The organism is Chryseobacterium sp. S0630, from assembly GCF_024158915.1.
Classification (GTDB): domain Bacteria; phylum Bacteroidota; class Bacteroidia; order Flavobacteriales; family Weeksellaceae; genus Chryseobacterium.
The window spans coordinates 60572-82967 of the sequence record NZ_JAMZGF010000004.1; the positions used below are offsets into that span (position 1 = coordinate 60572).

Sequence of the window (22396 nt, forward strand, 5' to 3'; positions counted from 1 at the left end):
ACAAAAATGTCATCACACTACGAATTTCATCAATTTTAAATTTTGTATCTTTGCACCCATAAAAAAGCTCTTTGAATGTTAGGAAGACGACAAATCCGTGAAAAAGTAGTACAGACCGTGTATTCTTACTACCAAAATCCTGTAAAATTTGATGTTTTAGAGAAAAACATGTTTGCCGGGATAGAGAAAATCTATTATCTATACATCTATCAGCTCAACTTTTTGGTGGGTTTGAAAGATTTGGCAGAAAATCAGATCGAAATTGGTAAGAATAAATTTCTTAAAACTGATGCTGATATTAATCCTAACCAAAAATTCATCAATAACCAGGTATTGCTTAAGCTGGAAGAAAATCCTGAAAGATTATTTTTTACAGGGCAGCACAAGCAGTTGAAATGGGATATGCATGATGATTTATTGGTAAAAACTTTCCAGAGAATTACTGCCGGGAAACGTTATCAGGATTTTATGAAAGAAGAAGGATATTCTTTTGAAGAAGATCAGAAATTTATAGGTAAATTATTTCTAAGATATATTGCTGAAAATGAAGATTTTCATGATTACTTAGGAGATAAGGAACTTTCATGGTACGATGATATCCATATTGCCAATTCAATGGTACAAAAAACAATCGGTTTCCTGAGAGAAGATGAAGAAAGCAGAACTTTGATCAAAATGATTAAAGATGAAGAAGATAAAACATTCGCTGCAAAATTGTTAAGAGATACCCTGAACAACTGGGAAAACAATGAAAAGAAACTGGAAGAAAGACTGGAAAACTGGGATTTGGAAAGAGTTTCTCTAATGGATAAAGTAATTTTATCTACAGCAATTGCAGAACTTGATAACTTTGCTTTCACACCTTCAAGAGTAATCATTAATGAATATATTGAAATTGCAAAAGTATTTGCTACAGACCGTTCCAATATCTTCATCAATGGTATTTTAGATAAATATTGTAAAGATCAAAATAGAATATAAAATGAAAAAGACGTTATCAATTATCGCCTTGTCAATTATAGGCTTTGGGTTAGTTTCATGTAAAAAAGAAAACAAAGAAACTCAAAGTGCTGAAACTGCAACTACTGATTCTGCAGCTGTTGTGGCTCCGCTAACTACTGATTCTGTAGCAGCACCTGTAACTGGTGAAGCAGCAGCTCCGGTTTCAAACGAACCATCTACTTCTGTAGCTTTATCTGAAAACAGCTTCGATTTTGGAAAAATCAAAAAAGGAGATAAAGTAGAGCACGTATATGAAATTACCAACACAGGTAAGAATCCATTAATCATTTCTGAAGTGAAGCCAGGATGCGGATGTACAGCTCCTGATTTTACAAAAGAGCCTATCATGCCTGGTAAAAAAGGAAAAGTTACTTTGCATTTCGATTCTTCAAGCTTCGACGGAAACGTTCAGAAGTATGCAGACGTTTTTGCTAACGTAGAAAAAGCTCCAATCAGATTAACGTTCACAGCGAACATTCAACCATAATATTTAAAATATGTTGACACTATTTTTACAGGCACAGGGTGGATCATCACCTATGATGCTGATCATGATGGGGGTAATGTTTGTAGGGTTTTATTTCCTGATGATCAGACCTCAGATGAAAAAACAAAAGCAGGAGAAAAACTTTCAGGAAAACCTTAAAGTGGGAACAAGAGTAGTTCTTACATCAGGTCTTCACGGAAGAATTGCTCAGGTTCAGGATGACGGTTTTGTTATCGAAACATTATCCGGAAAACTGAAATTTGAAAAAGCTGCAGTTTCAAGAGAAATGACAGAATCTCGTTTTGGAGATAAAGCAAAAGCTGCTGAGAAGGCAGATGATAAAAAAGAAACAGCAACTGAAGAAAAGAAATAATTCAGTCTGAAAATATTTAGCTGCGGCGGGTGAACAAAGTTCACCCGCCGCAATTTTTTTATACGGGTTTGAAAAATTGTGTCCATTTGTGAAAAACAATTAGGGAAATTAGTGTTTAATAAAAAATTATCTTTGCTTCATGAATCAAAACACAAACAAAACAGTTCTTATTCTGGGAGCCAATTCAGATGTTGCAAAGCAATGCATAAAACAATATGTGGATAAAGGGTTTTCCGTAATCGCAGCTTCCAGGAATACAACCTCTTTGAATGATTTCATTGATTCAAACAATCTGGACCGCTCCAAAGTTTCTGTTTTGTATTTTGATGCTGCAGATTTTAATTCTCATCAAAAATTTTATTCTGATCTTTCCATCAAACCTCATATTGTGGTTTATGCTGCCGGTTTTTTAGTAGACAATCAAAAGGCACTGACTGATTTCAAAGGAGCGAAACAAATGATGGAAGTTAATTATATGGGTGGAGTTTCTATCCTGAGTATTATTGCAATGGATAAAAGCAATACCAACCTGGAAAGAATAATCGGGCTCTCTTCCTTGTCCGGAGTAAGAGGGAGAAAAAGCAATTTTGTCTACGGAAGTACAAAGGCTGCGTTTACCCAGTTTCTGGCAGGATTGAGACAGGAACTAGCTTCCCGAAGAATTATTGTGAATGCTCTGGTTATTGGCTATATCAGAACAAAAATCAACGAAGGACTGGAACTGAATGAATCTCTGATCATGGAGCCGGATTATGTGGCGAAATTTATTGTCAACGCCGGAAATTCCTTTACCATTGTTCCGAATTTTAAATGGAAAATTATCTACCATATTCTTAGACTTTTACCGGAAAGTCTGGCTGCAAAATTACCTTAATTCTGCTGTTGAGAATATTTTTGAACAAAATCCTTGAAAGTATCATAATCAGAGCCAGTAAAACCTGATGTAGTAAAGATGAGAGTGATTTTGTTTTGCAGCAGGTTTAAAATAATATATTTTCCAATTATTTTATAACTTGTCTTATTCCAGTGGGAGCCTACTATATTGGTTGGTTTCTTAATCGTTACAGATTCTTCATTCAGAATTATAAAACTTGTTTTTTCCTGTATCTGTTTCAGATCATTGATGCGTTTTTCAATCAAATGGCTGGTTTGCTTTTTTGATACAAGGTATTGAATAATTACTAAACAGATATATCCGATACATAGAATCCCTAAGAATTTGAAAAGATAAGAAATGATACTCTCATTAAGCTCGCTGATAGGTAAAAAACCAATTAATAAAAAGAGTATTGCACAAATGGTTACTATTCTTAATTTGGAAAAATGTTTTCTCCATGTGTATTGAAAGAAAAATTTTTGACTTTCTCTTTCCCTGTTTTCGTTAAAAGTAACTTCAAGTTGAACAGAATTATTCATACGTTCTCATAAAAAGATTCTGATCAAAAATAAATAATTAATAAGAAGCTTATAAAATATTTTCTCTGAATAATTGAACTTCGGTATCGTTTTTGTAATTCTATGACCCAAAAATTATTTCTTCCTGCAAGATTCAATTTCTGAATGATTATTGAGTAAAGCAGAAATATTCTTTTCTGCTGTTAATCTATTTTTAAGGATAAAATATAATTTACTTTCACTCTACAGTGCAAGGTGAATTTCTTTTTTTCAATCCTGCAGAAGATGTCAATGTTTCATTGATATAAATAGTAAAACACATAGTATAAAATGGACGATTTAGAACTGAACAAGATTCAACAACACTGGGACACTTTAATTTCTTCAGCAATTTCATGGGCACCGAGAATTTTTACTGCAATCATTTCTGCATTATTGATTTATCTTATCGGATCATGGATGATCAGGATGATTAAAAAACTGGTGGAAAAAGGTTTCAAAAAAAGAAATATGGAAGCTTCGTTGCAGCATTTCCTTTTAAATATTATCAACTGGGGACTTAATATTCTGCTGTTTATTGTTGTTGTGACTCAACTTGGAGTACAAACATCTGCGTTTGTTGCAATGATTGGTGCCGCAGGTTTAGCGGTAGGTTTAGCTTTACAAGGTTCCTTAACAAATTTTGCTGGTGGAATCTTAATTCTACTATTAAAACCATTTAAGATTGGTGATTTTATTTCTACCAATTCAGGGGTTTCAGGGACTGTAGATGCTATTGATATTTTTCATACAAAACTAATCACCCCACAAAACCAACTGATCGTTATTCCTAACGGAGTAGTTTCAAATAACAGTATTACCAATTTTACCCAACTGGGGACAAGAAGAACATCACTGGATATCGGAATTGCCTATGATGCGGATCTTAGACAGACCAAAGATATTTTAATGAATGTCATTAAGAATAATCAATATGCTCTTGCAACGCCTGCTCCACAGGTGGTCGTTACGGAACTTGGAGACAGTGCTGTCAATGTATCTGTAAGAGTAAGTACTTCCACTGAAAATTTCTGGACGATGAACGAAGAACTAATCATCGGTTGTAAAGAAGCTCTCGATAAAGCAGGAATCGGAATTCCTTTTCCACAACGAGATATTCATGTTTACAATCAATAATTATATTTAATTTTTTTTAAGAAGCTCCTGCATTATTGTAATGTAGGAGTTTTTATTTAAAAAAAATGGTAATATTTTTACTTCTCTTTTTTAGAATATTCCTGAAGATAATCTAATAAAATTTTATATTCATTCTCCTTAAACTCAGGTTCTGTAAAAATGAAATTAATATTTTTATTAACCATATTTAAAATAAGGTATTGATCAACCATTTTATAATGAGTTTTATCCCAGACACAGTTGATTGTATTGAATGGATTTTTAACAGTAATGCTGTCCTTGTGAAGGGTTATAAAACTGATTTCCTCATGTTTTCTTCTAAGATTTTCAATTTGTTCTTCTATCAAATTGAAGGTTTTATTTCTGGTACTGAAATATTGATATAAAAGAAGGAAAATATATCCTATAAATAAGAAACTACCATATTTAAAAATAACGGAAACGGGACCAAGATTCAAAGATTTTAAAGGAAGAAATCCTAATGCGAGGAATAGTACAGCATATAGGATTGCTTTTTTGAGTTCAACGAAGTGCTTTTTCCAGGTATACTGAAAGAAAAATTTCTGATTTTCCCTCTCTACATTTTCTTTGAAATATAATTGTAATTTGATAGGCTCCTCCATGATTAAAAATTTTGCTGGCAAAAATAGAGAAATTAACCAATATTCTGTAGTAGCTCCAAAGCATTCATCATATCAATTCCATTACCCAAAACCGGTTTGAACAAGTCACCTTTCTTTTTAATTCTGTCAAGAGCATTATTAATATTAAAATCTGTTGGCTTCAGACCAGGCTTTAATTCATCCCAATCCAAAGGCATAGAAACTGATGCTCCCGGTTTGGGTCTAAGACTGTATGCGCTTGCCAAAGTTTGCCCGGTTCTGTTCTGCAGGTAATCAAGATAAATTTTTTTGTTATCCCTTTTTTGAAGACTTCTTTCTAAAGTGGTAATCTTGGGCTGTTTATCATTCACCTGCTTCATAAGAATATGAGCGAAATCTTTTACCTGGCCAAAATCATAATGAGTTCCCATAGGAATATAAATATGAATTCCCGTACTTCCCGAAGTTTTACAATAACCTTTTATTTTAATAGCTTTTAAAACTTCATTCACCTGAAGCGCTGTTTCAATCACCTCATCAAATGTGTTTTTTGAAGAAGGGTCAAGATCTAAAACCAGATAATCCGGATTCTCAAGATCCGGTAAAGAACTGTTCCATGGGTTCAGATCAATACAACCTAAATTATTCAGATAAGCTAAAGTAGCTTTGTCGTTGCAGTAAATATAATCGATGTATTTATCATTCGATTCAGAATAGACCTGTGTGGTTTTTATCCAGTCTGGAATGTGATCTCCGGCATCTTTCTGATAAAAACCTTGTTCCTCAATTCCATTGGGAAACCGATTGAGAGAAAGGGGGCGATTTTTTAAATAAGGGAGAATATAACGTGCTATAGACTGGTAATATTCAATGACATCTCCTTTTGTAATGCCATCTTTAGGGAAATAAACTTTATTCTGATTTGTCAGTTTTACGGGATGTTTATCCAAAGTGATCTCTTTTTCTTTCTCATTAATCTCTGCTTTTTTTAATACTGCTTTTGATTTCATTTCTTTAGATTTTTCGGTGAAGGATGATTCTTTAAGATCTTCCGGATTTTTATCTTCTCTGATTGTGATAAAAACAGGATGTCTGAAGATTCCGTCCAAAGTTATTTCTGAATATTTGATTTCACATACAAGGTCAGGTTTTACCCATGTTACCGGCATATTGGTCTTTGGAATATTTTCGAAAGGAGAAGATTTTATAATTAATTTCTGAAACCTTTTATAAAGCTCTTTCAAAGAAGTGTTATTAAATCCGGTACCCGTATGGCCACAATAAATAAGTTTTTCATTACTATATTTTCCTAAAATCAAGGCCCCGAAACTTTCCCGTGAACCTCTTGGCTCTGTGAACCCACAAATAATGACTTCCTCTGTCTTGGAAAATTTGATTTTAAGCCAGTCGCTGTTCCTGCTGTTTTCAAGATATAAACTGTCTGCCCGCTTTGCAATCATACCTTCCAGTTTCATTTTTTTCATCTGAGCAAAAAGTTCAATACCTTTTTCAGGAATATGATCACAATATTGAATACTGTCAGTTTCAATTAAAGCTTCTTTCAAAAGTTCTTTTCGCTGGATAAGAGGAATTTCTTCAGTAGAATGACCATTCAGCCATAAAAGGTCAAAAACCTGATAAACAAGAGCTGTACTGGGATTATCCCCGATTTGTTGTAAAAGCTGAAAATTAGGCTTTCCCTGTTCGTCGTAGGCTACAACTTCACCGTCAACGATCATATGATGTTTCTGTTTACCGAAGTCCTGAGTAATTTTGTCAAATTTTGATAAAAAAGAAACTCCGTTCCTGGAATAGAAAAGTGGAGTGTCACGGCTGAGGTCAGCAATAGCTCGGTAGCCATCCCATTTTATCTCAAAGATCCAGTCTTTATCATTAAAGGCTTTATCTGAAAGTTTGGCCAGCATAGGTTTGATAAAGGACTTTAATTTTTTCTCGTTTGTTAAAGAATTAAATTTCCTGAAGGGCTTTTCAGAGATTATAACTTCTTTTTTTCTTTTATTTTTAAGCTTTTTTTTTCCTCTAAAAATTGGGTGACCAATGATTTTGGTGAAGTGTTTTCTTCAGCATTGTAAGGACTTTCTGCAAATTCGTCATTATGTTTGATGAGCAACCATGAGTTGTCATCCGTATTTTTCATTTTAACCAAAGCGAATTCTCCTTTCAGTTTTTTGCCGTGTAAAATAAATTTTAAAGAACCTGCATGTAATTCCTTCAGAAGTTCTTTTTCATGTGAAAGTTTAGAATTTTCTTCCAAAGGTTCATAAGTTCCGCTGTCCCATACTTCCACTTGTCCGGCACCATAATTTCCTTCCGGGATATTTCCTTCAAAATCTTTATAATCGTATGGGTGATCTTCCACCATCATAGCAAGCCGTTTGTCTTTCGGATCTAATGACGGACCTTTCGGAACGGCCCAGCTTTTCAATACACCTTCCATTTCAAGCCGGAAGTCATAATGAAGCCTGGTAGCGGCATGTCTCTGGATCACAAAAATCAGTTTGTCTTTACTTTTTTTTGTTTCTCCTTTGGGTTCGCTGGTTTCATCAAACTTTCTTTTTTTATGATAATCTTTAAGAGCCATTATGATGCGGATTTGGATTTGGAATTGCTAAGACTTGCTTTTAACTGTGCCATCAGGTCAATCACTTTACCTTCTTTTGGAGGCTGAACTTTTTTGGCTTTTATACTTTTGCCTTTTGCTTTCTGTTTAATGATTTTCATCAGTGCATCAGAATAAGTGTCCTTATATAACGCAGGATCAAATTCCTGAGAAAGTTGTTCAATAAGATTGACGGCCATTTTAAGCTCTGCAGGTTTCGGAGCCTTTTGAGCGGGGATTTTTAAGTCTGTATAATTTCTTATTTCCTGATCAAATCTCAGACGGTTCAGGACCAGTATTTCTTTATTGTAAGGACGGATCATTCCGATGGCTTCAGTCTCACGGAGAACAAATGTTCCGATTCCTACCATGGATGTTTTTTCAAGCGCTTTCAGTAAAAGTCTGTAGGCGCTTTCTCCATTTTTCTGAGGTTCCAGATAATAAGGGGTTTCAAAATACACACTATCTACTTCCTCTTCTTTGACAAATTGGTCAATGGAAAGTATTTTTGTCTTTTCGGGGCTTGCTGTTTCGTAATCCTCTTCATCAAGAACGATATATTTTTCGTCCATGAGATAACCTTTGACGATGTTTTCCCATTTAACTTCTTTTCCAGTATTTTCATTTACTCTCTTAAATCGGATATTGGAAAAATCAGATTTGTCAAGCATATCGAGATCTAATTTTGTGGTTTCTGTTGCTGAGTAAATTTTAACAGGAATGTTTACTAAACCGAAGCCAATGGCGCCGTTCCAAATTGCTTTCATTGTCTTACGTTTTTAAAAATCAAGCAATTAACATGCCGTTGAAAGCCTGTGTGGTACCTTTAAGTAGGTTTGTTGCCAAATGACAATTGTTTTTAGCAATCACTTTCATATCTTTATATTTCCGCAATCCGTGGATAAAACAGAAATATGGAAGAGCTTTTTACTTATATCAAAAAATTCGGAATACTGAATCCTCAGGAGGAACTTTTGATTGCTGAAGGAATTCAGGAAATCAAGATAAAGAAGGGAGAACCTTTTGTAGAGGCCGGGAAAGTAAGTCAAAGAATTGCTTTTGTAAAGGAAGGGGTTTTCCGCTCTTTATACTATAACAAACAGGGTGACGATTTTACCCGGTATTTCATCTATGAAGGTAGATTTATAGGAGATTTTCAAGGTTTTACCGATCAGCTGCCTGCTCATGAAGATATTGAAGCTATTACAGATGCTGTACTGCTGGTGATTGATCTTAAGCATTTTAAACTTCTGGAAGAGAAAATTGCTGTATGGCCTGTTTTGTTTGCAAGAATCCATGCTTTTGTTGTTGAGAATAAACTAAAGGTTGCCAGTATCATGCTCAATCAGGATGCGAAATCCCGTTACATTCATTTTTTAAATCATTATCCGGGGCTTGCCAACAGAGTTCCGCAATCTATGCTGGCTTCGTATCTTGGAGTCACTCCTTCTTCACTGAGCCGTATCAGAAGAAATATCGTATAAGATTTTGTGGGAGAGTAATAGGTTTGGATAGTTGTTACTAACTTCTAACATCTAGCTTCTAATTTTTCAAAAAATCTCTTTTTGTCAAATGACAATGCTCTTTCTTGTTGACTGTCATAGCTTTGTCCCATAAAATTTAAAGTACGAATATGGATATTGTATTAGGATTACAATGGGGTGATGAAGGAAAAGGAAAGTTTATTGATCTGATCAGTGAAAATTATGACATTACAGCGCGTTTTAATGGTGGATCGAATGCTGGACACAGCATAGAGAGAAACGGACGAAGAATTACGCTTAAAATGATTCCTTCGGGGATCTTTATGAAAGGAGTGCAGAATGTAATTGGTACAGGAACTGTTCTTGATCCTGTAAGTTTCAAAAAAGAAATTGCAAATCTTCAGTTATTTGATGAAACGGTTCAGCCGGAAAGTAATGTGATTATTTCATTGAAAGCTCACTTTGTGCTGCCTACTCATAAGCTTCTGGATGTTTTTATGGAGGAAAGTTCTGATTATACAACCATCGGAACTACCAAAAACGGTATTGCGCAAGCTTATTCAAATAAAATCTTAAGACAGAATGTAAGAATAGGAGATATGTTTGCTCCTGACTTTAGAAGCAGAGTACAGCACATTTTAGAAAGAGATTATAAGATGCTGACTGCAGGAGGTATGACGCTGCCTTCTCTGGAGGAAATAAGCAATGAATTTTTTGAAGCCGTAGATTTTCTGAAAAGATTCAAATGTACGGAGACTGAAATATATTTAAACAATGCTCTGGCAGAAGGTAAGACAATCTTAGCAGAAGGATCTCAGGCTGCTATGCTGGATATTGACCACGGAACATATCCGTATGTAACTTCTTCTTCAACTACTGCTTCAGGAGCGAGCAGCGGATTAGGTGTTTCACCGAAAAAGATCGGTGAGATATTCGGGATTGCAAAAGCATACTGTACAAGAGTAGGGAACGGAGTTTTTCCAACTGAATTATTTGATGAATTAGGTGAACAGATCAGAACAAAAGGAAACGAGTTTGGTTCCAATACGGGACGTCCGAGAAGAACAGGCTGGCTGGATCTTCCTGCTTTGAAGTATGCCGTAATGATCAATGGGGTAACTCAGCTGGTGCTGACAAAGGCTGATGTTTTAAGCGGACTGAAATCCGTAGCAGTTTGTACTCATTATGAACTGGAAAATGGAGAGATTGTAACTGCTTCAGGTTTGCTTCCTGAAAACGGAAAACCTATACTAAAATGGATGAATGGCTGGGAGGCTGACTTCTCTGCAATGAAAAGTCCTTCAGAATTACCAAAAGAAGTCATCGGGTTTCTGTCATTCTTGGAAGAAGAATTGGGAATTCCTGTGGCTTATCTTTCAACCGGGCCGGGAAGGAATGAAATGTTGAAATTAATCTAATAGATAGTTGTAGAATAGAAAGAGGTTAGGGAGTTTATTTCCTAACCTCTTTTTTGTATGAAGAAATTTAGTTAACTTTTGTAAGGATGAAGCGTTGCTTTGTAGAAGTCTGAACCGTTTGATCAGTTGTGCCGATTACAATAGGAGTAAGATTGGTTGTTGTACCATTTTTCACCTCTAATCTCAATGCTGGTGCGTTCTTTGGAGCAAATCCAAATCCATTATTTCCTAAATTGAATAATAACCATTTTTGAGAATCTGTATTAGCATTGGTTCGTAATTCAACAGCTGTTCCATTCGTTGTCCCGTTACTTTTCACGGTTAATACCTTTGTAGGATCCAATATAGATTTGATGGTATAATAACCATGATCTGATTTGGTGAAAGTAAATCTCTGGTTACTCCCTGTAGAAGCGGAATACAGAATGATGCTGGTGCCGTCTGTAGTTGAACTTCCTGAAACATCTACATTTTTATCACTTGCTAAAGCTGTTCTCATTGTATACGTTCCGTTGACGGCAGAAGTAGCATTTACAGGTCCATACAAATGATTGATACCAGCATAATCACCCGCAGACAACCCTGTTCTTTGCTTGGTGAATGTAGATCCATCCAGCTTAGTCATTACTGGCTGACTTGAGTCTATAGCAAAATCTGTAGACTGATACATCATGACTGAACCGAAATCAAAAGCACCATGTCCTGCGTAATCATTGTAAAGATTGAAGTTATGACGGCTTCCTTCTACGGCTTTGTTAACATCTACAATGATGTACTGATCTCTATCCGGGCGGCACTGTTCATGCATGATTCCCATAGAATGCATGATTTCGTGGGCAATAATAGCGGGATAAGTAATATTATAAATTTTTATACCGTTAACTCTGTTTTTTTGCCATCCAAGTGGAGAACTGTTGGATGTTGTATAAGTAAAGGTGATATATTCTGTTTGGTTGGTTCGTTCAACAAACTGCATACTGGTTTGTGAAGAAATCATATCAAACGCTTTGTTGATATTGGTCAGGAACGTATTATAATTCTGAGTACTCAGACTTCCCTGGCTGGGTAATGTATAATAAACGGTTGCATCCGGCCATGTCTTAATAAAAGAGCTTACAATGGTACTTTTCTCTGCTGTTGATGTTCCGGGATTGGCCTGCTTTTGTAATACATTAAACTGTTCGGGGCTAATCGTAATATCTTCTGCGTAAAAATATTCTCCATTTATTTCATTAACATACGTGAATTTTCCGTCAATAGATAATTTGTGAATCTTTGCATTGTCCAGCTTTGTGGTTGCAGGATCGATTGAATCAGTTTGAGGATTTTCAATGTCCGACCTACATGAATTCAGTGCCAGAACAAGGCATCCTGATAATAGTAATAGTTTGCTTTTCATATTATTTAATATTGGTTTGGTGATCAAGGTTTTAAAATATGAACAGCTATATTATTATCATACGCATGAGATTATAAAAATACATCAATTCCTAAGTTTTGATTAAGTCTTCATTATAATTCAGCTGTGTAACGTAAATATATTAATAAAAATCATATTTACATATAACATAATATAATGATTGTTTTGTTGGGTTTTTATTTGAAAAATGTATTTATTTCGTTTATATAAATGTTTTAATTTAATTTTTACTATTAAATTTTAAATTAAGTTATTTCACGAATATTTGACATAGTGTGTTGAAATACATATTTCACTGGTGTAAAGTTTGTTTTGTTAGCAAATTGATAAATTATGGTAGGATTTGTAATGTTTTTTGATTCTAAATAATGCTATTTTATTACTATTTATTTTTCAAGAATAGTATCGTCAGTATAAAACATCAGGAAGTTCAGGGTGAACTTAAGGCTCCTGTAATAAGAATATAAAAAAAGCGGGGCAAATACCCCGCTTTACATTTATGCTTTTAAATTCAATTGTAATTCTAATTCGTCGAGCTGTGCATCAGCAATCGAAGCAGGTGCATCGATCATTACATCTCGTCCTGAATTGTTCTTAGGGAAAGCGATATAATCTCTGATCACTTCGTTCCCGTCAAGAATGGCTACCAAACGGTCAAACCCGAATGCTAAACCTCCGTGTGGCGGAGCACCATATTTAAATGCGTTCATCAGGAATCCAAACTGAGCTTCTGCTTCTTCTCTGGTAAATCCTAATAAGTCAAACATTTTAGACTGAAGATCTCTGTCAAAAATTCTGATAGATCCACCTCCGATTTCGTTTCCGTTCAGAACCATGTCATAAGCGTTGGCTCTTGCTTTTCCAGGATCTGTTTCCAACAAGTGGATATCTTCCGGCTTTGGAGACGTGAAAGGGTGGTGCATGGCGTGGTATCTTTCAGTATCTTCATCCCATTCCAATAGAGGGAAGTCAACAACCCAAAGCGGTGCAAATACATTTCCTTTTCTTAGCCCCAAACGGTTACCAAGTTCCATTCTCAATGCTGAAAGCTGAGCTCTTACTTTATTTTCGTTTCCGGAAAGAATCAACATTAAGTCGCCTTCTTTTGCTCCGAATTTTTCGATGATTTTTGCTAAATCTTCTTCGTTGTAGAATTTGTTTACCGATGAGGTTTTTACTCCGTCATTCTGGAATTTTGCCCAAACCATTCCTGAAGCTCCGATCTGAGGACGTTTAACCCAATCCACAAGTTCATCGATCTGCTTTCTCGTATAGTCTGCACATCCTTCTACATTGATTCCTACTACTAGCTCAGCGTCATCAAATATTTTAAAGTCTTTTCCTTTTACCAGTTCATTCAGTTCTACGAATTCCATTCCGAAACGGATATCCGGTTTGTCATTTCCGTATTTTTTCATCGCCTCTGCGAAAGTCATTCTTGGGAAAGCTCCGAATTCCTGACCTGTAATATCTTTTATAAGAGTTTTAGTCATTCCTTCGAATACGTTCATAACGTCTTCCTGCTCTACAAAAGCCATTTCACAGTCGATTTGTGTAAACTCCGGCTGTCTGTCAGCTCTTAAATCCTCGTCACGGAAACATTTTACAATCTGGAAATATTTATCCATTCCACCTACCATTAAAAGTTGTTTGAAAGTTTGTGGAGACTGTGGCAATGCATAAAACTGTCCAGGGTTCATTCTGCTTGGTACCACGAAATCTCTTGCTCCTTCCGGAGTAGACTTGATCAAAACAGGAGTTTCCACTTCAATGAAACCTTCGTCAGATAAATAATTTCTTACTTTCTGTGCCATCTTGTGACGGAAGATCAGTTTATCTTTTACCGGATTTCTTCTGATATCCAGGTAACGGTATTTCATTCTTAATTCTTCACCACCATCCGTTTCATCCTCAATAGTGAAAGGTGGAAGCTGAGAATCATTCAGAATCGTCAGTTTTTCTACCAGAATTTCAATTTCCCCGGTTGGAATATTAGGGTTTTTGCTTACTCTTTCAATAACTTTTCCGGTAGCCTGAATCACAAATTCACGGCCCAGTTTTTTAGCTTCCTCCATCAATTGAGCAGAAGAGCGGTCCTGGTCAAAAACCAGCTGGGTAATTCCGTAACGATCTCGAAGATCTACCCAAATCATAAATCCTTTATCACGGATAGTCTGTACCCATCCTGATAGTGTAACTTCTTCATTCAGATTTTTCAGAGATAGCTCTCCGTTGGTGTGTGATCGAAACATAATTATTTGTTTAAAGTTCAATGTTTAAGGTTCAATTCCGAACCTTGAATTTTTCGTTGGCAAAGATAAGATTTTTGCAGGTTTTATAAATAAAAAAAACTCCCTTTCGGAAGTTTCATATATTGTTTTTAGATTTTTTTAGATTCTATTACCACCTTTTGCGATCAGAATTCTCTTTACTTCTTCACTACCTTTTGTTTCATCAGCTACTTCAAGAGGAGTTTTATTCTGACATTTTTTATTCACATTCGCTTTGTTATCCAAAAGGAAGTTGATAATATTCTTTCTGTCAGACATTACACTGAAGCCAAGGGGTGAATAAAGTATATTTCCCACAAGGAAACATTTGTTGTAATCTCCCGGAGCAAACTGTTTTTTGAATGTTGCTATATCATCAGAATAAATGGCTTTCATCTTTTCCTGACTCATCTTCTGGGCAGAGAACATGCTGCCGGACAGTAACATTCCAAATAGAAAAGTAGTAGAGATTATTTTTTTCATAAGGATAATTTTTAAGAATATACAAATCTAAATTAAATTTTATTACCAATTGCTAAGTTTTTCTAATAATTGGATTTGTATTTTTGGGATTACATAAAATATTAATTGCGAAATGACAAAATATGTTGAATTTTTGAAAAAAGCATTCAGCGGTGAAGAAACTGATTTTACGAAAGTGAATATCAGAAGTGCTGTGCTACTTTTAGCGATTCCTATGATGCTTGAAATGGCTATGGAATCTGTGTTTGCGCTTGTGGATCTCTATTTTGTCGGTCATCTGAAAGAAAGCGGTTTTGCTATCCAGACGGTAGGACTTACCGAATCTGTACTTTCGATAATGTATTCTATTGCCATTGGGATGAGTATGGCGGCTACAGCTTTGGTAGCAAGAAGAATTGGTGAGAAAAATCCGGAACAGGCTTCCAGAAGTGCAGCACAGGTATTACTCGTTTCCTTTGCGATTACTTTTATTTTAAGCTTGTTGGGGGTGATCTTTGCAGAAGAAATTTTAATCCTGATGGGTTCAAAACCGGAAGCAGCAGCTTATGGGAAGAATTTTACCAGAATTATGATGGGAAGCAGCACGATTATTATGCTTTTGTTTTTAATTAATGGGATTTTCAGAGGAGCCGGAAATGCTATGATTGCCATGAAAAGTTTATGGATCGCGAATATTGCCAATATTATTCTCTGCCCGATTCTGATAAAAGGCTTAGGGCCTGTTCCTGCTTTGGGGCTCACGGGAGCTGCTTTGGCAACAACAATAGGACGTAGCATTGGTGTTATTTATCAGCTGTATCATCTTTTGGTAGCCGATACTCAGATAAGAATTAAACTTCCTTATTTTAAACCGAATTATACATTAATCAAATCCATTATAAAAATTGCAACTCCCGGAATTTTTCAGTTTGTCATTGCTTCATGCAGTTGGATTTTCCTTGCAGAACTTGTAGCAACTACAGGAGGAGAGAATGCATCGGCGGGTTATCAGACCGCTTTAAGACTAATGATGTTCTTTATGCTTCCAGCCTGGGGATTGAGTAATGCTGCCTCTACGTTGGTAGGACAGAATATGGGAGCGAATGAAATGCTGAGAGCAGAACAGTCGGTGATGAAAACCGTGAAATATAATGTCATTTTTATGCTTGTGGTAAGTTTGATTTTCCTTTTTATGGGGAACTTTTTAGTTAGTTTTTTTACTCAGGAAATGGCGATTAAAGATTTTGCTAAAAATGCACTTCAGATTATGAGTATAGGATTTATTTTCTATGGAATCGGGATGGTGATGATCAATGCCTTTAATGGAGCTGGTGATACATGGACTCCTACCTGGGTTAATCTTTTTGGTTTCTGGCTGTTTCAGATTCCGCTGGCTTATTTCTTATCAAAATATCTTGACATGGGCCCCAAAGGAGTTTTTATATCAATTCCTGCCGCAGAAACATTGATAACCATTGTTGCTTTTATCTTATTTAAAAAAGGAAAATGGAAGACGATAAAAGTGTAGAATGTATGGATGATGGAAACTTGAAGAGGGGAGTACTGGCAGCCTGAAATATTTAAGCTAGCCTTTTATCAATAAGATGAAGAAAATAGAACTAATTTGATAACAGAGAATCAAAATAGCAACCTGATAGTAACTTCCATCCTCCAGCTTCCTTCTTGTTTAAAAAAGGAAAGTGGAAGACTGTGAAGATTTAGAGGGCTGGGTGTTGGAAGCTGGAAGAGAGGAGTAATTGCTGTCTGGAATATTTAAGCTAGTCTTTTTTTGCAAAATGAAAAAAAATAAATGATCAGCCGGTTGAGAATGGAAAATAGCAACCTGATAGTAACTTCCAACATCCATCCTCCAGCTTCCTAACCTAATTTATAAAACTTTAACAGCTTCATTAATTGGATTTTAGTATTGTATTTTCTAAATTCGTAGAACAACAAATACATAATACTATGGGAAAAGGAGACAAAAAATCAAGAAGAGGAAAAATTAATTCCGGAAGTTATGGTAAAAGAAGACCTAAAAAAGCTTCAAAATCATTTCCTGCTTCTGCAGAAAAATCTAAAAAGTAATTAAAAATAAAAAAGACCGAAGATCATATCTCCGGTCTTTTTTTATGAAAATTAAATTAATTATTTACCTCCCAAAATATTACCAAGGATGCTGCCTAAACCGCCGCCACCTTGTTGTTGGTTTCCACCACCACCCAATACACTTCCCAGGATATCATTCAAAGGATTTCCTGATGATTGAGATTGTCCGCTACCTCCTAAAACACTTCCAAGAATGTCATTCAAAGGATTAGACTGCTGAGCTTGTGCCTGATTGGAAGCATTTCCAAGGATTCCTCCTAAAAGATCTCCTAAGCCGCCAGCTCCTACATTGCTCTGTTGTTTTTGCTGTCCGATATAACCCATTACTACAGGTGCAAGCATCGCAAGGATAGGACCTATTTTATCTATTGAAATTCCAGTGTTCTGTGACAGTTGGTTTTCAACAGTACTTTTTTGCCCACCGAAGATATGATCAAGAATAGATCCTCCTTCAGCCTGTCTTGCCTCAATTTGTGAAGCATCATTTAAAATACTTCCGTTGTGGTCTTTATCTAAAGCATTATTTAAAGCTTCTGCTTCTTTAGCGTCCTGAGATTTATTTCTAAGATAAGAAATAATAAGAGGGGTAGCAACTGCTAATAGGGCGATTACCTGGTTTTTACTGATTCCGAATTTGTTTTCAGCCTGTTCAGCAACCTGGTTGCCTGTGTTCCCTGTAAGTAGGTCAATTAAACTCATTTTTTGTGTTTATTTAGTATTAATTACACCAAAGTTATCAAAAAATATGCCTTACAAATTGACCGCCTTTCATAATTATTGTTAAAGTTTCTGAGAGCGTTTCAGAAGACTTTAGTTTTTAATGATAGGAACGTTTGAACACGCTTCTCCGAACATCAGAGATTTTACAATAGGTTTCAGTTGTTCTACCAATTCAATATAAGCATTTTCAGGAATTTCTTTATCTGAACATCCTTTTACAAGCACTCTTTTTCCTCTCATTTCCTCAAAATCATGAGTCTGGATGGCATTATGCATTAAAATAACTTCCAGATCCTCGCGGTTTCCAAAAACTACTTTTTTTGCTACATCGGTAATCTTTGCTGTTAAAACAAAATAAGCCCAAAGAGGAATAATAGTGTCTACGGAATTGTAAATGTATACGTAAGTGTCTTTATATTGTTCCGTATCGATTGCATCTACCTTTTCACGGAAATCTTTTTCTTTCAGGATCATTTCCTGCCAAAGGAAATCTTTAAGGTCAATACCCTTTCTTTCCCCTTTTGGCAGTAAAGTGGTAAGGTCAAAATTGATAAGGCCGCTTTCTGCAACTTTATTCCGGATTTCAAATTCTTCTGACATTTTTTATCATTATCTTTGAACAAATTTACGAATTAAGATCATATCTATCTTAATTTGTTCTCTATCCTTACTATAGAAATGAAGTATTATATTATTGCAGGAGAAGCTTCCGGTGACTTGCATGGAAGCAACCTGATGAAAGCCTTAAAACACAAGGATCCACATGCGGAATTTAGATTTTGGGGTGGCGACCTGATGAAAGCTCAGGGCGGAACGTTGGTAAAGCATTACCGTGATCTTGCTTTTATGGGATTCCTGGAAGTGGTGATGAACCTCCGTACTATTCTGAATAATATTAAATTCTGTAAAGAGGATATTCAGAAGAACAGACCTGACGTTTTGATTTTGGTGGATTATCCGGGATTCAACCTGAGAATTGCCAGATTTGCCAAAGAATTGGGAATAAAAGTTGTTTATTATATTTCTCCACAGCTTTGGGCTTGGAAAGAAGGCCGCGTAGAGATTATCAAAAAATATGTGGATGAAATGATGGTCATTCTTCCTTTTGAAGAAGACTTTTACAGAAAACATGGAGTGCATTCTCATTTTGTAGGTCATCCGTTGCTGGATGCTATTTCGGATCTTCAGGAAATCAGCATTGAAAAATTCAAATCAGAGCATGGCTTGAACGAAAAAGAAATTATCGCATTACTTCCGGGGTCCAGAGAACAGGAAGTAGAAAAGATGCTTGAAATAATGCTTTCCGTAAGACCGCAGTTTCAAAACTATCAGTTTGTGATTGCCGGAGCCCCAAGTCTTCCAAAAGAATTTTATCAGAAATATGTAGATGATAATGTTCATTTTGTTTCTAATAAAACCTATGATCTGCTAAGATGTTCAAAAGCTGCTTTGGTGACTTCCGGAACAGCTACGTTGGAAACCGCTTTGTTGAATATCCCTGAAGTGGTGTGCTATCGTGGAAGTAAAATTTCCTATGCTATTGCTAAAAGATTGGTGAAAAATATCAATTATATTTCTCTGGTTAATCTGATTATGGACAGAGAAGTGGTGAAAGAATTGATTCAAAATGATCTGAATACTAAAAATCTGGTAGAAGAGCTCAATAAAATTTTGTCAGGAGAGAAAAGGGATCAGGTTCTGAATGACTATAGCCTTCTGAGAGAAAAGCTTGGCGGAAAAGGAGCCAGCGATCATGCTGCTGAGGTGATATTGAAAGTATAGTTTATACCGAGTTTCTGATTATTAATCTACTTTTAACTATGAATTATTGTAACCGTTTTCTGTTATTCCTGACTTTTATATTGTTTTTCACAAACAGTTTTGCCCAGCAGAGCAGTGCAAGAGATAAAGTTCAGATATTTTATTACGGCTGGTATGCCAATCCTGCAACAGATGGAGATTATCAGCACTGGAATCATGAGATCCTTCCTCACTGGAGTAATCCGAAGTGGAATAATCTGGGACATCATAAAGGAGGAGATGATATCGGAGCTAATTTTTACCCGGCTCTTGGCAACTACAGTTCCAATGATCCGAAAACCATCGGGCAGCATATGAAAATGATCAAAGACTCTGGAGTAGGAGTAGTTGTTGTAAGCTGGTTGGGAAAAGATTCGTTTACGGATAAAAGTCTTATCAAATATTTAGATATTGCAGATCGGTTTGATTTAAAAATAGCATTCCACATTGAGCCCTTTTATAAAAATACTTCAGAATTAAAAGAGCAGCTTTCTTACCTGATAAAAACGTATTCTCATCATCATGCATTCTATAAAAAAGAAGGAAAACCTCTGTTTTATGTGTATGATAGCTATAAAATTCCTAAAGAAGAGTGGAGGAAAATACTATCCAAAGATGGAGAACGAACAGTCCGAAACACAGATTTAGATGCTCTTTATATCGGACTTTGGGTTGAGAAAGATGATGCTAAATTTTTTGATTCGGCAGGCTTTGATGGTTTCTATACCTATTTTGCCAGCGAAGGATTTGTATATGGAAGTACAACGGCTAATTGGGATTTTATGGCCAAATATGCTAAAGATCATCATCTGATTTTTATTCCGTGTGTAGGTCCTGGTTATTCTGATACAAGAATCCGTCCGTGGAATGAAGCGAATTTCAAAAGCAGAGATCATGGAAAATATTATGAGAAAATGTTTGATGCTGCCAGTAAAGTAAATCCGGAGTTCATTGGAATTACATCATTCAATGAATGGCATGAAGGAACGCAAATAGAGCCTGCTATTCCTAAAAAAGCAGGAGATTTTAAATATGAAGATTACGGGAAAGATCCTTTATTTTATATCAAAGAAACGAAGCGTTTGACGGATAAATTTTTGAAAAAGAGATAATATACTTTTAAACGTAATTTTTAGTAAAAAAAATTAAGCGTTCTGTTAACATTTTTAATGAAGACAGAGCGCTTATTTAGTTTGTAAAGAGATCATGAATTTCCCATTCATTGCCTATTTTAAAAGAATAATTAATGGATATTGAACAAACAGCCTCTTCTTATTCTCTCAGTAAGCTTTATTCTTGGAATTCTTTTTCAGGATAAAGTGGTATTAGTAAAGACTGTTGTTCATGGAGTGGGAGTAGTCTGCTCAATATTGTTGATTTTAATCTGTTTTCATTCTTATCTTCTGCATAAAACCAAAACAGTTTTACTGATGCTTCTGCTGTTTGGAGCAGGAATTGTTCTTCATTTCTATAACACTTCTTCACCAGTTGATAAACTTCTGGTCAAGAAGCATGAAACGGTTTTATTTAAGATCTCTCAGAAACTAAATTCTTCGGAAAAGTATAGAAAATATGAAGGCATTGCACAGGCGGGAAATGCATGTTTTAATTCAATTTTTTATGTTTCAAAAGATAGAAAAGAGTTTGATTTTATTCACTACTACAAAGCCGAGGTTTACATTACAAAACCTCAGATTCCATCATATGATTTTCAATTTGATTATGCCCAATATCTGAAAAGAAAACATATTGATTACCAGGTTTATCTTTCAAAAGTAATTATATCTGCAGAACGGAATGACTTAACGTGGGCAGATCAGCTTAGGCAATATAGGTTTGAGGTTCTTAACAAAATAGATAAAACAGAAATTTCAGAAAAAACTAAAGAATTTCTGAAAGGTATTATTCTGGCAGACCGAACAGAAATTGATGCAGACACTGTTAGAGATTTCAATAAGTCCGGGTTGGTTCATTTTCTGGCTATTTCCGGAACTCATATTGTGGTTGTTTTCGGGATGTTCTACTTTTTTTTGATTCGATTTGTTCCTTTACAATTCAGAAAATATGCGGTTACTTTCAGTTTGATTTTTATCTGGTTGTTCGCCGCTTTTATTGGATTGGGTAATTCAGTATTGCGATCTTGTATCATGCTGAGTGTTTATTTTATTTTTGTTTTGCTTCAGCGAAAGCCAGATCTGCTTCACTCACTAGCCTTGTCTGCTTTTTTTATTCTAATCGGAGATACGCAACAGCTTTTTGATGTAGGATTTCAGCTTAGCTTTTTGGCTGTTTTGGGAATTTATTGGCTGAATCAGCCTCTGCTGAAATACTTCCCAAAACAGGATAATTATATTAAAAAACTTCTGTTTAACACGATTACCATATCTTTATCTGCACAGTTGGCAACACTTCCTCTGGTGTTGTACTATTTTCATCAGTTTTCATTGATATCAATCATTGCCAATTTTGTTATCGTTCCTTTTTCTGAATTAATTATTATTTTCTCTTTTTTAATAACAGTTCTTATTTCTTTTGGGATTGATTTTGAACTTATAAATGGTATATATGACGGGATTATTCAGTTTTTGCTGAAGGTGATCCATTGGTTTGCTGAGGTTGACGTGCTGTTCTTTGAAAATATTCCAATGAATGGGATAGAAGTGATGTCATTAGCAATATTTGTCTATTTACTAAGAGCAGCTATACTGAAATTCAATATGAAAAATACGATGGGATTGATGATGGCAGTGCTACTATTTCTAATGATAAGAAGCGGAATCACGGCTTTTGAAAATCAGAAGGAAGAGATATTGGTTCATCATTTTAACAGAAACAAAATTTTTTCAGTGAAAAATGGGGCCAGAGTCTGTTTCTGGATTTCGGATATGAAAAATAAGACGAAGATTTTACAGTATATAGTCAATCCATATTGTGCTTCCAGGAGAGTAGATCATTTTGAGATAAAAACCTTGTCACCCTCCATTCAAAAAGTGGTTTTCAGGAATAAGATTTATGATCTGAAATGATGGTTCTGAATTTAGCCATTTTCCTGTATTTA

General features: G+C 35.4%; 22 protein-coding genes. 12 read left to right on the forward strand and 10 right to left on the reverse strand.

Going from position 1 to position 22396, the window contains the following annotated elements:
* Positions 1 to 75: 75 nt before the first annotated feature.
* From NK356_RS02765 to NK356_RS02780, 4 genes are all read left to right on the forward strand, one after another.
* Positions 76 to 981, forward strand: a complete 906-nt coding sequence (locus NK356_RS02765; protein ID WP_034693040.1) for a transcription antitermination protein NusB — start codon at positions 76 to 78, stop codon at positions 979 to 981.
* Between the two features lies 1 nt (position 982).
* Entirely contained in the window at positions 983 to 1489 is a 507-nt protein-coding gene (locus tag NK356_RS02770; RefSeq protein ID WP_034693041.1) for a DUF1573 domain-containing protein, read from the forward strand.
* Between the two features lie 10 nt (positions 1490 to 1499).
* Positions 1500 to 1862, forward strand: coding sequence for a preprotein translocase subunit YajC (gene yajC / locus NK356_RS02775; RefSeq protein WP_034693042.1), 363 nt, complete (start codon positions 1500 to 1502; stop codon positions 1860 to 1862).
* A gap of 139 nt (positions 1863 to 2001) precedes the next feature.
* Entirely contained in the window at positions 2002 to 2736 is a 735-nt protein-coding gene (locus NK356_RS02780; RefSeq protein WP_253316211.1) for an SDR family NAD(P)-dependent oxidoreductase, read from the forward strand.
* Here NK356_RS02780 and NK356_RS02785 read toward each other — a convergent pair.
* The gene (locus tag NK356_RS02785) at positions 2733 to 3278 is read right to left on the reverse strand and encodes a hypothetical protein (protein WP_034693045.1); all 546 of its coding nucleotides are present in this window, start codon (positions 3276 to 3278) and stop codon (positions 2733 to 2735) included. The genes NK356_RS02780 and NK356_RS02785 overlap by 4 nt on opposite strands.
* 309 nt (positions 3279 to 3587) lie before the next feature.
* Between NK356_RS02785 and NK356_RS02790 the strand changes: the two genes are divergently transcribed.
* Positions 3588 to 4433 (forward strand): mechanosensitive ion channel family protein, encoded by an 846-nt coding sequence (locus NK356_RS02790; protein WP_034693047.1) that lies wholly within the window; start codon positions 3588 to 3590, stop codon positions 4431 to 4433.
* A gap of 77 nt (positions 4434 to 4510) precedes the next feature.
* On the opposite strand, the gene NK356_RS02795 is transcribed toward NK356_RS02790, so the two are convergent.
* From NK356_RS02795 to NK356_RS02810, 4 genes are all read right to left on the reverse strand, one after another.
* Positions 4511 to 5056 (reverse strand): hypothetical protein, encoded by a 546-nt coding sequence (locus tag NK356_RS02795; RefSeq protein ID WP_034693049.1) that lies wholly within the window; start codon positions 5054 to 5056, stop codon positions 4511 to 4513.
* Between the two features lie 32 nt (positions 5057 to 5088).
* Complete coding sequence (gene ligD, locus NK356_RS02800; protein ID WP_253316212.1) at positions 5089 to 6960, reverse strand: DNA ligase D; 1872 nt, start codon at positions 6958 to 6960, stop codon at positions 5089 to 5091.
* A 71-nt stretch (positions 6961 to 7031) separates the two neighbouring features.
* Complete coding sequence (locus NK356_RS02805) at positions 7032 to 7637, reverse strand: DNA polymerase ligase N-terminal domain-containing protein (protein ID WP_034693052.1); 606 nt, start codon at positions 7635 to 7637, stop codon at positions 7032 to 7034.
* The gene (locus NK356_RS02810; RefSeq protein ID WP_253316213.1) at positions 7637 to 8422 is read right to left on the reverse strand and encodes a Ku protein; all 786 of its coding nucleotides are present in this window, start codon (positions 8420 to 8422) and stop codon (positions 7637 to 7639) included. Before NK356_RS02810 ends, NK356_RS02805 begins: the two co-directional genes overlap by 1 nt.
* A gap of 147 nt (positions 8423 to 8569) precedes the next feature.
* On the opposite strand from NK356_RS02810, the gene NK356_RS02815 reads away from it, so the two are divergent.
* Together NK356_RS02815 and NK356_RS02820 are read left to right on the forward strand one after the other, a co-directional pair.
* On the forward strand, positions 8570 to 9139 hold the full coding sequence (locus tag NK356_RS02815; RefSeq protein ID WP_253316214.1) for a Crp/Fnr family transcriptional regulator: 570 nt from the start codon (positions 8570 to 8572) through the stop codon (positions 9137 to 9139).
* Positions 9140 to 9288: 149 nt separating this feature from the next.
* A complete protein-coding gene (locus NK356_RS02820) occupies positions 9289 to 10557 on the forward strand; it encodes an adenylosuccinate synthase (RefSeq protein ID WP_034693056.1) in 1269 nt (422 codons plus the stop codon).
* A 67-nt stretch (positions 10558 to 10624) separates the two neighbouring features.
* On the opposite strand, the gene NK356_RS02825 is transcribed toward NK356_RS02820, so the two are convergent.
* The 3 genes from NK356_RS02825 to NK356_RS02835 all read right to left on the reverse strand — a co-directional run bounded on the left by NK356_RS02825 (position 10625) and on the right by NK356_RS02835 (position 14730).
* Positions 10625 to 11956 (reverse strand): M12 family metallopeptidase, encoded by a 1332-nt coding sequence (locus NK356_RS02825; protein WP_253316215.1) that lies wholly within the window; start codon positions 11954 to 11956, stop codon positions 10625 to 10627.
* A 518-nt stretch (positions 11957 to 12474) separates the two neighbouring features.
* On the reverse strand, positions 12475 to 14229 hold the full coding sequence (gene aspS, locus NK356_RS02830) for an aspartate--tRNA ligase (protein WP_034693059.1): 1755 nt from the start codon (positions 14227 to 14229) through the stop codon (positions 12475 to 12477).
* A gap of 138 nt (positions 14230 to 14367) precedes the next feature.
* Positions 14368 to 14730: an ankyrin repeat domain-containing protein gene (locus NK356_RS02835; protein WP_034693060.1), complete on the reverse strand. Its 363-nt coding sequence runs from the start codon at positions 14728 to 14730 to the stop codon at positions 14368 to 14370.
* A gap of 112 nt (positions 14731 to 14842) precedes the next feature.
* Between NK356_RS02835 and NK356_RS02840 the strand changes: the two genes are divergently transcribed.
* Both NK356_RS02840 and NK356_RS02845 read left to right on the forward strand, forming a co-directional pair.
* Complete coding sequence (locus tag NK356_RS02840) at positions 14843 to 16237, forward strand: MATE family efflux transporter (protein ID WP_034693062.1); 1395 nt, start codon at positions 14843 to 14845, stop codon at positions 16235 to 16237.
* A gap of 440 nt (positions 16238 to 16677) precedes the next feature.
* Complete coding sequence (locus NK356_RS02845) at positions 16678 to 16797, forward strand: 30S ribosomal protein THX (RefSeq protein ID WP_079243310.1); 120 nt, start codon at positions 16678 to 16680, stop codon at positions 16795 to 16797.
* Positions 16798 to 16857: 60 nt separating this feature from the next.
* Here NK356_RS02845 and NK356_RS02850 read toward each other — a convergent pair whose 3' ends face one another.
* Positions 16858 to 17517 carry a DUF937 domain-containing protein gene (locus NK356_RS02850; protein ID WP_253316216.1) on the reverse strand — a complete coding sequence of 220 codons (660 nt, stop codon included), beginning with the start codon at positions 17515 to 17517 and terminating at the stop codon, positions 16858 to 16860.
* A 111-nt stretch (positions 17518 to 17628) separates the two neighbouring features.
* Positions 17629 to 18138 (reverse strand): DUF2480 family protein, encoded by a 510-nt coding sequence (locus NK356_RS02855; RefSeq protein WP_034693067.1) that lies wholly within the window; start codon positions 18136 to 18138, stop codon positions 17629 to 17631.
* 78 nt (positions 18139 to 18216) lie between these two features.
* On the opposite strand from NK356_RS02855, the gene lpxB reads away from it, so the two are divergent.
* The 3 genes from lpxB to NK356_RS02870 all read left to right on the forward strand — a co-directional run bounded on the left by lpxB (position 18217) and on the right by NK356_RS02870 (position 22364).
* Positions 18217 to 19320, forward strand: a complete 1104-nt coding sequence (gene lpxB / locus NK356_RS02860; protein ID WP_253316217.1) for a lipid-A-disaccharide synthase — start codon at positions 18217 to 18219, stop codon at positions 19318 to 19320.
* 38 nt (positions 19321 to 19358) lie between these two features.
* Positions 19359 to 20450, forward strand: coding sequence for a glycoside hydrolase family 99 protein (locus NK356_RS02865; RefSeq protein WP_034693071.1), 1092 nt, complete (start codon positions 19359 to 19361; stop codon positions 20448 to 20450).
* Positions 20451 to 20591: 141 nt separating this feature from the next.
* Positions 20592 to 22364, forward strand: coding sequence for a ComEC/Rec2 family competence protein (locus tag NK356_RS02870; RefSeq protein WP_253316218.1), 1773 nt, complete (start codon positions 20592 to 20594; stop codon positions 22362 to 22364).
* The last annotated feature ends 32 nt before the right edge of the window (positions 22365 to 22396 follow it).